This window comes from Agrobacterium sp. 22094, from assembly GCF_052046015.1.
Taxonomy (GTDB): Bacteria; Pseudomonadota; Alphaproteobacteria; order Rhizobiales; family Rhizobiaceae; genus Agrobacterium; species Agrobacterium cavarae.
Genome location: NZ_JBQEPX010000003.1, coordinates 54170 through 67237, shown reverse-complemented (window position 1 = coordinate 67237; position 13068 = coordinate 54170). Strand labels below are relative to the sequence as shown.

The window sequence follows — 13068 nt, the reverse complement described above, 5'->3', positions numbered from 1 at the left end:
TCAACCAAGGCTTTGCGATAGCGACAGGTTCGAACACGACATCCAAGCGCGAGACGGCTTTATCAAGATTCGACGCGCTTTAACGAAACCAACGAGTGAAACAGAAACAGGAGCATCTGGCCCAAAAGAAAAAAGCCCCCGAACGTTGCCGCGCGGAAGCCTTTCTTTGATTTAAGCACCCGAAGAATCTCATTTCCGCGAATCATAGTCAAGAGTCTTGGCATCGAATTCTTTTCGGTGAGCGATTTTCTTTTGCCTTTTTGAAGGTGAAAGACATGAATAGCGATACTGTAACGACGCCCTTTGGGCGGCGAGGGGTTAGTTATGCCCAACTCGCACACCAATTTGCGTCTCAACGCATCAATACGGAACATTCCATCGACAAGTGGAAACTCTTCCGTCGCATCTGTGAAGCAAGAACCGTCCTAGGCGTTTCGGACCGGTCTCTTGCCGTTCTCAATGCGCTTCTCAGCTTTTACCCGAAAACAGAACTATCCGACGAACATGGTTTGGTGGTCTTCCCATCCAACGAGCAACTGTCACTGCGGGCCCATGGAATGTCAGAGCAGACATTGCGCCGGCATCTTGCAGCACTCGTCGACGCTGGTCTCATTCTGCGCAAGGATAGTCCAAACGGAAAACGCTATGCCAGAAAGAACCGCGCGGGCAGTATCTGCGATGCTTTCGGATTCTCGCTCGCACCTCTCATCGCACGCTTTGACCAAATCGAGGCCATTGCGGAAATGCTGGCCGAGGAGCGCCTTCAGCTCCAGCGGATGCGTGAAAAAATCAGCCTGTGCCGGCGTGACATTGTCAAACTCATCGAACTTCTTGCGGACTGCATCGACCAAGATCGACTGGAGGTCTTTCACGCACGTCAAATCGTCATCACTGCAAAGATGGATCGCAAGACAAAGGCACCGCAGCTCAACCTTATTCTCGATGAACTGAGCGAAATCCGGGATGATATTGCTAAGCTTTTGGAAAAACAGCTAGAAATCGAAAAAATAAGCGCCAATGCCTATCAAAATGAGCGGCTTATACAGAGTTCAGAATCCGAATCCTATTTTGAAGATGGTAGCCCTGTGGAAAACGCGGACGCTCCGGAAGCGGAAACGGTGGAGGCACGCCCATTGGCGATCAACGCAAACCAATCCTCGAAAAGCGAGGGAACCCTCAGCGAAGAGAAATATGATCTCCAGACGGTGCTACGAGCATGCCCTGAGATCGCGCTTTACGGCCCCAATGGCACTGTGAGGAGTTGGATGGACCTCAAAACTGCAGCCAATGTGGTGAAAACCATGCTCTCTATCAGTCAATCGGCTTACGATGAAGCAGAGAGACAGGTAGGCCCACAAGCCACAAGTGCAATCATAGCGTGTATTCTGGAGAGATCTGGACAGATCAATTCCGCCGGTGGCTATCTACGAAGCCTGATCAAAAAGAAGCATAGCAACAGCTTCAGTGTGAAACCGATGCTGATGGCGCTTCTCAGGTCCAAAATGTCAGCCAACCTGGGCCCAGCACCACTTCGTTGCTGAAGAACACCTAACATGCCGCATATTCGGCCTGCTGAACCAAAAGGGCGAAGACAACGACCGAGATCAAAACCAGTACCGTAGACACACCATCCCTTCGCAATCTGCATTGGGCTTCCCATATCAGAAACAAGAAGAGCAATGACACGGAGCAGCCCATTGAACGACCAGAGCGTATCACTGAAGCCCATGGGACCTGTAACGGAAGCGTCGACGGCCAGAGCGCTGCTGGCGCTTATCCGCAACCCACTCGAAGCACTGCCACCGGCAGTCTTCACCGAACCGCTGGTGTTTTCAAAAGTCGCCGGGCGGGTCAGCATCTACATCTCCGACCCGGCGCTTATCCATGAAGCACTTGTGAAGAATGCGGATGTGTTGGGAAAGGGCGATCAGGTTCGTCGTGCACTTGGCCCCGCGCTTGGGTCAGGACTATTGACGGCCGACGGAGCACACTGGAAATGGCAACGCCAGTCAGTCGCCAGCGCGTTTCGCCCATCTTCCTTGACGGCACTTCAACCCGCCATGCTCGACGCTGCCAGACAAACGCGCGATCGATTGTTGGGTCACCAAGGTGGAACGGTCGATATTGGCCACGAGATGATGAAGACGACCTTCGATATCATTGTCGAAACGATGATGTCCGGTGGTCATGGCATTGATGTTGAACGGGTTGAGCGCAGCATCACCGATTATCTTCGCCCTAGCGGCTGGACCTTTGCACTTGGCGTCGTCGGCGCACCGGACTGGACTCCCTATCCGGGAAGACAGCGGGCCATAAGGGCGGTGGAATTTTTGCGCTCGAGCCTGATGAGCGTCTTGGAAGAGCGCCGGCGTAACCCGTCAGATCGTCAGGATCTCGTTTCCATGCTGATCTCCGCGAGCGATCCCGAAACCGGGCGTATGATGACCGATGTCGAGATCATCGATAATCTCATGACCTTCATCACGGCCGGCCATGAAACGACAGCTCTTGGTCTCGCCTGGGCCTTCGATCTTCTGGCGCGGAATCCCGAATGTGAGGCCCGGCTGTTGGCGGAAATCGAAGAGGTCACGCGAGGCGGGGAGGTGAGGCCGGAGCACATCGGGGAGTTTAATTACACGAGGCAGGTGTTTTCCGAAGCAATGCGGCTTTATCCACCAGCGCCGATCATTACGCGAACGGCGCTAAAGGACTTCAAGCTTGGAGATTATCTTGTGCCGGAAGGCACCGTCATGTTCGTTCCGATCTATGCCGTCCATCACCACGCCGCGATCTGGAATGAACCGGAGAAATTCGATCCCGACAGGTTCCTGACTGACGCGACGAAGGCCCGGCACCGTTATGCCTATATGCCTTTTGGGGCAGGCCCGCGCGTGTGCATCGGCAACGCTTTCGCCGTGATGGAAGCCGTCGCGGTTTTGGCTGTTATCTTGCAGAAGCTGCGATTGAGAACAGACGGCATCACGCCCGAGCCGCTGATGAAGGTAACGCTGAGACCGAAAACCAGCCTGAAGATGAAGGTTGCATCAGCGTGATACTGGGCTGAGAGCCATGTGCAGGCTTGCAAGAAAATGGCCAGCGGATCGTCGCTGGCCATAATGGTTTCACATATCGACTTTGGCGTTTTCGCCCATATCTGGACGGGTGTTGCTGACGGCTGCGGCGGCCATCTTGATGTAGCTAATGACGGTGCCGGGGCTGTCCCAGTACTCAGCGGAGGAAGGCATGACTTTCAGGACACGAATGGACGGGTCTTCTGCACTGTCCCACCAGGCTTTCGCCGGCGTCGACCACAAGTCTCGGATCCGCTCACGGTCGTTTTGAACTTCAGCGGTGCCGGAAATCGAAACGTATTTCTGTCCCTTCGAGTCGGCGAAGGCGAGGCAGACATTTGGGTGTCGGGCGATCTCCTCATCCTTGTGACTAGCAACATCGGTGAGGAAGTAAAAAGCATTCTCCAATCGCTCTGCATGCGCTGCCATGGGTCGTGCGCGAAGGTCGGACCCGGTCTGCGTTGTCAGCATGCAAAAGCCGATCTTTTCAGCCAGATCCCAAACCTTGGTGGTGTCGTCTTCGATATGTGCCATCTGGCCCTCCTCTGATCGATCCCCCTTCAACGAGCTTCGCTATGACATCGTTCCTCTCAAGGAACTTCGAACGCACATGGCCATTTTTCCTTCAGGTCCTATCGGCAGAGAGACAATCACATGCAAAGCAAAGAACTGGGTAAAAGCGATCGATGGAGCGAACGCAACTTCGTGCTCGTCCTGGACGATGGCGAAGAGGCGTTTGGCGCCATCACCAAATTCTGCGAGGAGCAGAACATCACCGGAGCCTCACTCACCGCAATCGGTGCTTTTAAACGCGCTAAGCTCGGCTTTTTCGACTTCGCTCAGAAACGCTATATCGACATTCCGGTCGATACCCAATCGGAAGTTCTAAGCGCCATCGGGGATGTGGCCGTCGATGACGAAGGAAAGGCCAGCGTCCACATGCATGCTGTTCTCGGTTTTGCCGATGGCTCAACCAAAGGAGGGCATTTCATCAGTGGCATCGTTCATCCGACATTGGAAATCATCATCCGCGAAAGTGCTGTCGCTTTGCGTCGACGCAAACGGCCTGATCTGGGGATCGCGCTTCTCGATGTGTGAGGGGGGTGCTTCGGATCGCGTGCCCCGGCGATGTCTCGTCTAGCGCTTGTTCAAAGCTCAATATAAGAAATCATTAAATAAACCTTGGCGTTTAACCACCGTTGTGAATCATCTAATGATTTCAGATAGACAATGTCTTCTAAAAAGAAGCGCAGATGCCGATATAACAATTATCAAATTTTTATAAAATACTTTCCCTGTAAAAGACCCAATTGTGAGACGAACAGACGATCATTTTAGCAATGTAATGATTTTTATATTGAATTTCTATTTATGGAATTCACCGTTGATATTCGACGTTAACCATTCATCAGACGTTTCGCTCGGAATTTATCTCGAATTCAACGAGAGGAAATCCTATGCAGTTCCGTTCCCTGAAAAGTAAAATAGCAGTCTTATCCGCCTTCAGTGTTCTCGCGGCCGTCGGTGGACTGTTGACCTACAGCCTTATAGCAACGCAGAACAGTCAAGCGGTGGTCGCAGAGAGCGTGTCGGAGTTGACGCGCGACTTGACGAAGGAAAGCCTGCAGCGCCTTGCCACAGCACAGGCTAGTAAGATCCAGGGGTCGCTCAACGAAGCTTTCGATGCCGCCCGTAACATGGCGCGTAGTTTCGAAGCCTTGACGAACGGCGATGCATCTATTCCCCCAGAGACGCGCAGAGGTCGCCTCAATCAGATCCTGCTGAATGTGCTGAAGGACAATCCAGCGTTCAACGGCACCTATAGTGCATGGGAACCGGGTGCTCTGGATGGGATGGACGAGCGTTTCAAGGACAATCGCAAGGCTGGCTCAGACGCGACGGGCCGTTTTCTGCCCTACTGGACGCGAAACGCCGCGGGTCAGATCGATATCCAGCCTCTGGTGGAATATGACAGCCGGGATCTACATCCCAATGGCGTCACGAAAGGGGGCTGGTATCTCGGTCCCCAGAGCGGTGGGGGCGAGAGCATTCTCGATCCATTGCCCTATGTCGTTCAAGGCAAGAATGTCTATCTTGCCACCATGTCGGTGCCGATGACGGTCAACGGCCGCTTCGCGGGCGTAGCCGGCGCAGATTTTGACCTGTCTTTCGTTCAGGAACTGGCACAGTCCGTAAAAGCCGGAATCTACAGTGGCCGGGCCGTCGTGGAAATTATCAGCCACAAGGGCCTGATCGTCGCCTCCAGCCGCAATCCGGACCTCATCGGTCAACCATTTGACCGCAACGATCCTGAACTTCGCGCCGTCCTTCAAAAAATCCAGGCCGGTGAAGCCAATGTCTATAACGACGAAAAGGACCTGCGTGCCATCGCGCCGATCATGATCGGACGGACAAAAACGCCCTGGTCCGTCATGATCGAGGTTCCCGTCGAGGTCGCGCTCGCCAAAGCTACCGACCTTGATCATACGCTTGCGCAGACAAGTACGCGTGACGGCTGGATGCTGGCGGCCGTAGGTTTCGCAGTCCTGCTCTTCGGTGTCGCTACAATGTGGTATGTGGCCCGCTCCATCGCGGCCCCGATCAGCGCCATGACATCGGCGATGAGCAGTCTTGCAAATGACAACTTCGAGGCCGTCATTCCCGGTATTGGACGCCCTGACGAGATCGGAAAGATGGCCGCAGCCGTGCAGGTCTTCAAGGAAAATGGCCTGCGCGCGCGCACGTTGGAAAAGGAGACTGAAAGCAATCGTCGTGAAACCGAGGAGGAGCGGCGTCGCAGTGCAGAGCGTGATGCCAAGCGGAACGACGAGATGCGTCACGCCACCGAAAATCTGGCGGAGGGTCTCAAGCAGGTTGCCGAGGGCGATCTGACTTTCAGCTTCGACCAAGCCTTCGCCGATGAATACGAAAGCTTGCGGCGAGATTTCAATGCAGCGGTGACGCAGTTGAGGCAGGCAATGGTTTCCGTCGCGGCTGCGACCACTGCAATCGACGACGGATCACGTGAACTCAGCCAGGCTGCCAACGATCTTTCCAGGAGGACGGAACAACAAGCTGCGGCGCTTGAGCAAACCGCTGCGGCTCTTGACGAGATTACGGCGAATGTCTCGAGTTCAACCAAGCGCGCTCAGGAAGCGCGTACCGTTGCGATCGATGCGAATGAGGCGGCGCGCAAATCCGGGGTCGTGGTGGCGGACGCCGTGGATGCCATAAAGCGCATTGAGACGTCGTCGAGCCAGATATCCAACATCATCGGTGTGATCGACGAAATCGCCTTTCAAACCAACCTGCTAGCCCTTAATGCCGGTGTAGAGGCGGCTCGTGCCGGCGAAGCAGGCAAGGGTTTCGCCGTGGTGGCGCAGGAGGTCCGCGAACTCGCACAGCGTTCTGCGCAGGCGGCGAAAGAAATAAAAGGGCTGATCCGCAATTCATCGATGGAAGTGGAGGGCGGTGTCAGACTGGTTCAGGAAACCGGGTCCGCTTTGAAAGCGATCGAAGACTATGTGGCGACTGTCAATCACCACATGGATGCGATCGCAACGTCTGCACAGGAGCAGTCCCTCGGTCTCTCAGAGGTCAATGCCGCCGTCAACCAGATGGACCAGACAACCCAGCAGAATGCCGCGATGGTGGAAGAGGCAAGCGCATCCAGTACCTCGCTTGCCAACGAAGCAGATAAGCTGCGCCGGCTGGTCGCGCAGTTCGAGACAGGCGGAACGCTATCCCGGCAGACCGCCGCAGCCCGGCCCGAGGCAGTCCGCTATGACCACAGGGCAACGCAATCGTCAGCGCGGCGTCTCCTCGCCAAAGTGGCAGGTGGTGTCGGGTTGCGCGGGGAGGCTGCCGCTGAAAGCTGGGAAGAATTCTAGGGTATGTCGCGCAAAACTGTGCCGGGGTTTTGCAATAACGACATGAGATAAAACAAAGAACCAAAGCGTAATGAGCGAATTGAAAGATCGCGACAGGCTTTAAGGGAACTAGACGACGTTCATTCTGTGCCCAGGGACGGTGTTTCGACTCGTCTCTGTGCAGCACCGTTCGATAGAGACGATTGCCTGGGAAAGGCTCTGTCGCTGCAAGATAGAATGGTGCGGTGTACGTCTCTACCGGCGGACCACCGATACTCCGGGATTTTTTATTTTTAGCGCAAACAGGCAACGCGGTTATCCTCGACGATCTCGCGGTTCACAAGAGCACTAAGGCGGCACAGGCGTTGAAAGAACAGGCGCTTGGTTCCTGTTCCTGCTGCCTTACAGCCCCGATCTCAATCCCATTGAGATGCTTTCTCCAAGATTACGGCCCACCTGCGCGCCGCAGCCGCAAGAATGTTCAAGACCCTTTCAAATGTTCTCGGATCAATCTGCAATCTCTTCGAGAGAACCACGTGCTAAAAATATCTCAAAGCAGCGGGGCTATGCATCCGATTAAACGCATAGTGGTTTGAGTAGATACTGTGAGCTGAATGTACCGAGCCGACCCTTTGCCGTTCAGGCGATGGGTTCGTTCGTGAATAGGTGGCAAGCGGTTCGATCGCCTGAACCTCAGCTCCAGTCTCCCGACCAAACCTGGACAACATGTCCGGGCGAGACTTCCTGATAGGTGCGTGCAGGAGGGTTGAAATCCTTGTTGCGGATGGGGCTTTTCAGCTCGCCGATCGTCAGTTTACGGCGCAACCGCCTGCGCGACGGGTCTGGTACGGGAACAGCCGATAGGAGCCGGCGCGTATAGGGGTGTTGCGGGTTGGAAAAGACCGCTTCGCGAGGTCCGGTTTCGACGATTTCTCCCAGATACATGACTGCCACGCGATGGCTGATGCGTTCTACCACGGCCATGTCATGGGAAATGAAGAGAAAGCCGAGCTTCAGTCTTTCCTGCAAATCGAGCATCAGGTTCACGACCTGCGCCTTGACAGAAACATCGAGTGCCGAAACCGCTTCGTCTGCAATGATCAGTCCGGGCTCAAGTGCCAGGGCTCTGGCAATGCAGATACGCTGGCGCTGCCCACCGGAGAATTCATGCGGGTAGCGGCTTCCCATATCAGCCGAAAGCCCGACTTCACCGAGCAGATCGCGTGCAAGCTTGCGCGCATTCCTCGGCGTCTCCAGTCCGTGGATGAGCAGCGGTTCCGCAATCGCATTCTCAACTGTCAGCCGCGGATTGAGGCTTGCAAACGGGTCCTGAAAAATCATCTGCACCTGGCGGGACAGATCGGCACGGCGAAAGGACTTAACCTCGTTGCCATTGATCCGGATCAAGCCGGAGTGCGGGCTGTTCAATCCGGCGAGCAGGCGTCCCGTCGTCGATTTTCCACAACCCGACTCTCCGACGATGGCAAGTGTTTCCCCTCGTGCCAAAGAAAAGCTGACATTTTCCACGGCGTGAACACGCGCTTGCACCATGCGGGTATAGGGAGAGCGTATTTCGAAGCGACCGGACAGCTTCTCGACTTCAAGCAGCGGGGGACCCGACGTATCGACCGTATCTGGCCGACTTGGGACCGGCAGAGCAAGACCTGTCTCCATATCGATGATGGGGAAGGGCCGCGGCCCGCCTTCACCGGCGGAGCCCAACTGCGGCACGGCGGACAACAGGGCTCGGGTGTAGGGGCGCTTGGGCGCAGCGAAGACATCGGACGTCGCGCCCGCTTCGATCTGGTCGCCGCGATACAAGACCATTGTGCGATCGGCGATTTCGGCAACGACCCCCATATCATGGGTGATGAACAGAACGGCTGTGCCTTCCTCTTCCTGAAGGGTTTTGATGAGGTCCAGAATTTGCGCCTGGATGGTCACGTCGAGAGCGGTCGTCGGTTCGTCGGCAATCAGGAGAGCCGGCCGGCAGGCCAAGGCGATCGCGATCATGACGCGCTGGCGCATACCGCCTGAAAATTGATGCGGATAATCGTCGATGCGCCTGGCTGCTGACGGAATGCGTACCTTTTCCATCAGCTTGATTGTTTCTGTCCGCGCCTGCTTCTTTGAGATGCCACGGTGGGCGATCAACGGCTCAGCAATCTGCTCACCGACCGTCAGCACTGGGTTGAGGCTCGTCATCGGCTCCTGAAAGATCATCGCGATCTGGTTGCCTCGGATCGTCCGCATCCCGGCGGGGGAGGTGCCGATCAGCTCTTCCCCATTCAACTTGATCGAACCTTCGATCTGACTCGAATTCTCCGGCAGCAGTTGCATCACCGACAGTGCCGATACGCTCTTTCCCGAACCGCTCTCGCCGACGATTGCAAGCGTTTCGCCCGCGTTGATATCGAGATTGAGGTCGCGAACGATGGCATTGAACTTGCCCTCGCGCAGGAAGGAAATCTTCAGGTTGCGAATCGAGAGAACAGGATGAGGGGTGGCTTCGGTCATTGTGTCTTTTTCCCTTAGGCGCCGGGTTTGCCGACGCCGCCCAATGCGGCGGAAGAGCGTGGATCGAGCCAGTCTCGGAGGAGGTCGCAAACACCGTTCAGGATCAGGATCATCGCCACAAGCGCAAGGCACGGCCAAACCAGCAGCATGGGTTGATGCGCGATGGCCGCGCGCCCGGTCCCGATCATCAGTCCCAGCGACGGGGAGGGCGGTACGACCCCCAATCCGAGAAACGAAAGACCCGATTCCAGAACGACGGCGGCCGCGGTGACGAAGCTTGCCTGGACCAGCAGAGGGCCCATGATATTGGGAAGGATGGTCTTCACCATGATCCGGCCATTGCTCGCGCCCATGGCCCGCACGGCTTCCACATAGTCCTGGGAGCGTACAGTCAGCACACTGGCATAGGCGACGCGGGTAAAGCCGGGAACGAAGACCACCGACAGGACAGGGATCAGCGTTATCGGACCGGGGCCGTAGAGCGTGACCGCGAGCATCGCAAGGAGAAGTGGCGGAAAACACAAGACGATATCCATGGCGCGGAGCGTGAAGATTTCCGACAAGCCACGCATATAGCCGCCGAAGATACCAAGCGCCGTGCCAACGATCGCCGACAGGAGCGCCGTCGACAAGGCTATGAAAATCGAGATACGAACACCAAACAGCAGACGGGAGAAAACGTCGCGGCCCATCTCATCCTGCCCGAGCAGGAAAGCAGCGGAGGGTTGGGCAAACCGCTGTCCCATGTTCATCTTCAGCGGATCTGGGATCGGCAGGACAGGAGCGAGGAGGCACGCCATCACCATGAGCGTCAGCAGCACCGGCCAGATGAGACGGAGTGAGCGCGTCATTTGCGGACCCTCGGATCAGTAATGCCGTAGACGATATCGACGACGAGATTGAGCGTGATGAACATGGCGGAGATCACCAGAATGACAGCCGTGACGCTTGGATAATCGCGTGAATTGACGGCACTCACCAGCATGCCGGACAGTCCCGGCCAGTTGAAAACATATTCCACAAGAACCGTTCCGCCGAAGAGGCCGCCGAGGTTGAGCGCGAAGACCGTGATGACCGGCATGAGGGCATTGCGAAGAACGTGACGCACAACGATCCGCCTTTGCGGCAATCCCTTAGCGCGGGCAGTGCGGACATAATCGAGCGGCAGAACATCCAATACCGCGGCGCGCGCGATACGAATGACGATCGCAGCAAGGCCGAGAGCGATGGCAAAAGCCGGCATTGCCAGCAGGATGAGATGCTTGCCGGGGTCAACGCTGAAATCGACATAGCCTCCAGCCGGCACCAATTTCCATATTTGAGCGAAGAGCAGGATGATGATCGTTCCGGCAACAAAGACAGGAATACCCTGAGCAAAGCCCGCAAGCACGTTCGATATACGATCAAATCTGCTGCCCTGCCGCAATCCTGCTGCGACGCCTGTCGGGATGCCGACCAGCAGGCTGAGAAGGGCAGCTGCTGCGACCAGTTCCAGTGTGCGGGGCAAACGTTTGGCGATCTCCGGACCGATAGGCGACCCGTCGATCATGGAGTTGCCGAGATCAAAACGCATCAGTCCTGCAAGGCGATCGGCATATTGGGCGGCGATGGGACGATCAAGGCCAAGGTCGCTGCGCAGCTGCGCGATCGATGCGGGGTCGGGCGTCATGCCATCGCCGGAGAGCAGAAGCTCTGCCGGGTCTCCGGGAACCATGTAGATGGAAAGGAAGACGAGGCTGGTGACGAGCCAGAGCAGCGCCAGGGAAATGGCAATTCGCTGCAGAAACCAGAACATGAGGGCAATCCTCCACGGATCTGCCATGCAATGCGGGGAGGACGGACTTCAGCCATCTCGACCGTGCTGCATGGAGGAAAAGAGATGACGGCCGGTCCTCTTGTCAAGGACCGGCCGACCCGGATGTTATGATATCGAAAGCTCGTCGAAGAGACGCCCAGAAAAAGGAGATATCTGGTCAGGCAGCATGTGGAAGTCTTTGACCTGATTCAGATGCGCAAAGCCTGTGGCGCGATAGGAGAGACCGCAGAAGGGCGTATATTCGATCACCAGCTTGTCGACTTGCGCGTAGATTGCCTTGCGCTTTTCGAGATCGAACTCGGCACGTCCCTTCGCCAGCAGCTCGGTGAGCCCCGGAACCTCGAAATTGCGTGAGCGGAAGAAAGTCGGAGAGAGCGTCGGATCGATCAACGAGCTCGCCGCATCCGGATCGAATGTTTCGAGGCCGAGGCCCTGGACGGCAAAGTCTCCCTGGCCGCGATTTCCCATGGTGACGCGGGTGGACCAGTCGGGCATGGTCAGCGTGACATTGATCCCGACTTCGGCGAGATGGCCCTGGACGATGACGGCAGTATCCCGGTGCATGCCGTATTGTGCCGTCGAAAGCAGGTTTACGGTCACGCCTTCTGCACCGGCTTCCTTGATCAGAGCCTTTGCCTTGTCGGGGTCATAGGTCTGGCCATTGGCCAGTTCTGCATTGTAGTAAGGTGTCGTCAGCGAGCGGGGAACGCCGCCAAGCACGGCGCCGCGACCAAAGAAAACGCCATTGACGATTTCCTCGCGACGGATGGCCAGTGCCACGGCGCGCCGCAGACGGGCATCCTTGAAGACGCCTGCGCCGTTGAAGGAAAGGAACATGAAGGCGCCCGTCGCAACGGTTTCGAGCTTCACATTGGCGTCCTTCTCGAGCTGGTCCATCGCGCTCCAGGGAACGTAGTCGATCACATCGACGTCGCCGGCGGTGATGGCGGCAACGCGCAGGTTTTCATCCGCATAAGCAGTGACGCGCGCTTTTTTGAATGTCGGCAGCCCGCTCTTGAAATAGTGCGGCGACGCTTCGAAATCAAAACCAACGCCCTTTTCCGCATTGGTGAGGGTGAATGGCCCGGCGCCTATTCCGTGGTCTTCCGTATCTGTCGAACCCTTGGCGATAATCTGCAGAAAAGGATTGGCAAAGAGCGCGGGGAGCGCGGCATTTGGTAGCTTCGTCATCAGCTTGAAGGTGCGCTCGTCAACGATGTCAACCTTCTCGACATCCAGCATGGAATCGCGTGTCGACGCGCCGGAACCCTCTGCCTTGATTTTCTCGATATTCCATTCGACATCCGCGGAGGTTACCGGCTGGCCGTTGGAGAATTTCGCGTCTTTCAGTTTGACGATCCAGCTGCGGTCGCCGTCGCGCTCAAAGCTTTCAGCCAGCTCCCCAACCAGCTTGCCGTCCGGCGTATAGGCCATGAGGAAACGATTAATCAGCGATGATACGAGTTGACCGGCATAGCCGACATTCACCCAGGGCTTGAGATGAGCCGGATAGGTGGAAAGACCGATGCGCAGTGTGTCGGAGCTTGCAGCGGAAAACGCACGCGGCGCACCACCCATCGCAAGTGCGGCACCAGAAGCGGCAGTGAGTTTTAGAAGGGTACGGCGATCGAGTATCATGGTTAGTTCCCCATTATGTGTTGATACATGCTTGCCAGCCGGCGTGACGTGTCTGCGGCCCCTTTTTCTGGTTTTGCCAGTCCGAACTGAGCGTGCAGGATTGGTCTCGTCGTTATGGAAAACAATAAAGAGACCCTTTTCGGGGTGTCAAGTGAAA

General features: G+C 56.3%; 9 protein-coding genes. 4 read left to right on the top strand and 5 right to left on the bottom strand.

Annotated features, from left to right (window positions below):
- Nucleotides 1-275: 275 nt before the first annotated feature.
- A complete protein-coding gene (gene repC, locus ACTJK5_RS15175) occupies nt 276-1541 on the top strand; it encodes a plasmid replication protein RepC (RefSeq protein WP_440598814.1) in 1266 nt (421 codons plus the stop codon).
- A gap of 138 nt (nt 1542-1679) precedes the next feature.
- Nucleotides 1680-3053: a cytochrome P450 gene (locus ACTJK5_RS15170; protein ID WP_440598813.1), complete on the top strand. Its 1374-nt coding sequence runs from the start codon at nt 1680-1682 to the stop codon at nt 3051-3053.
- 69 nt (nt 3054-3122) lie between these two features.
- Here the strand turns inward: ACTJK5_RS15170 and ACTJK5_RS15165 are convergent, their stop codons facing one another.
- A complete protein-coding gene (locus ACTJK5_RS15165; RefSeq protein WP_062423616.1) occupies nt 3123-3605 on the bottom strand; it encodes a pyridoxamine 5'-phosphate oxidase family protein in 483 nt (160 codons plus the stop codon).
- Nucleotides 3606-3725: 120 nt separating this feature from the next.
- On the opposite strand from ACTJK5_RS15165, the gene ACTJK5_RS15160 reads away from it, so the two are divergent.
- Together ACTJK5_RS15160 and ACTJK5_RS15155 are read left to right on the top strand one after the other, a co-directional pair.
- On the top strand, nt 3726-4169 hold the full coding sequence (locus ACTJK5_RS15160) for a PPC domain-containing DNA-binding protein (protein WP_440598812.1): 444 nt from the start codon (nt 3726-3728) through the stop codon (nt 4167-4169).
- A 359-nt stretch (nt 4170-4528) separates the two neighbouring features.
- On the top strand, nt 4529-6961 hold the full coding sequence (locus tag ACTJK5_RS15155; RefSeq protein ID WP_440598811.1) for a methyl-accepting chemotaxis protein: 2433 nt from the start codon (nt 4529-4531) through the stop codon (nt 6959-6961).
- Nucleotides 6962-7633: 672 nt separating this feature from the next.
- Here ACTJK5_RS15155 and ACTJK5_RS15150 read toward each other — a convergent pair.
- The 4 genes from ACTJK5_RS15150 to ACTJK5_RS15135 form a co-directional block, all read right to left on the bottom strand.
- On the bottom strand, nt 7634-9457 hold the full coding sequence (locus ACTJK5_RS15150) for an ABC transporter ATP-binding protein (protein ID WP_440598810.1): 1824 nt from the start codon (nt 9455-9457) through the stop codon (nt 7634-7636).
- 14 nt (nt 9458-9471) lie between these two features.
- Complete coding sequence (locus ACTJK5_RS15145; RefSeq protein ID WP_112953430.1) at nt 9472-10308, bottom strand: ABC transporter permease; 837 nt, start codon at nt 10306-10308, stop codon at nt 9472-9474.
- On the bottom strand, nt 10305-11252 hold the full coding sequence (locus tag ACTJK5_RS15140) for an ABC transporter permease (protein WP_440598809.1): 948 nt from the start codon (nt 11250-11252) through the stop codon (nt 10305-10307). Before ACTJK5_RS15140 ends, ACTJK5_RS15145 begins: the two co-directional genes overlap by 4 nt.
- 126 nt (nt 11253-11378) lie before the next feature.
- Nucleotides 11379-12911 carry an ABC transporter substrate-binding protein gene (locus tag ACTJK5_RS15135; RefSeq protein WP_440598808.1) on the bottom strand — a complete coding sequence of 511 codons (1533 nt, stop codon included), beginning with the start codon at nt 12909-12911 and terminating at the stop codon, nt 11379-11381.
- Nucleotides 12912-13068 lie beyond the last annotated feature (157 nt).

Bases quoted from the DNA above. Each gene is read 5' to 3' on its own strand.
- ACTJK5_RS15135 (WP_440598808.1), bottom strand. From the start codon at position 12,911: ATGATACTCGATCGCCGTACCCTTCTAAAACTCACTGCCGCTTCTGGT.
- ACTJK5_RS15155 (WP_440598811.1), top strand. From the start codon at position 4,529: ATGCAGTTCCGTTCCCTGAAAAGTAAAATAGCAGTCTTATCCGCCTTC.
- ACTJK5_RS15140 (WP_440598809.1), bottom strand. From the start codon at position 11,252: ATGTTCTGGTTTCTGCAGCGAATTGCCATTTCCCTGGCGCTGCTCTGG.
- ACTJK5_RS15160 (WP_440598812.1), top strand. From the start codon at position 3,726: ATGCAAAGCAAAGAACTGGGTAAAAGCGATCGATGGAGCGAACGCAAC.
- repC (WP_440598814.1), top strand. From the start codon at position 276: ATGAATAGCGATACTGTAACGACGCCCTTTGGGCGGCGAGGGGTTAGT.
- ACTJK5_RS15145 (WP_112953430.1), bottom strand. From the start codon at position 10,308: ATGACGCGCTCACTCCGTCTCATCTGGCCGGTGCTGCTGACGCTCATG.
- ACTJK5_RS15165 (WP_062423616.1), bottom strand. From the start codon at position 3,605: ATGGCACATATCGAAGACGACACCACCAAGGTTTGGGATCTGGCTGAA.
- ACTJK5_RS15150 (WP_440598810.1), bottom strand. From the start codon at position 9,457: ATGACCGAAGCCACCCCTCATCCTGTTCTCTCGATTCGCAACCTGAAG.
- ACTJK5_RS15170 (WP_440598813.1), top strand. From the start codon at position 1,680: ATGACACGGAGCAGCCCATTGAACGACCAGAGCGTATCACTGAAGCCC.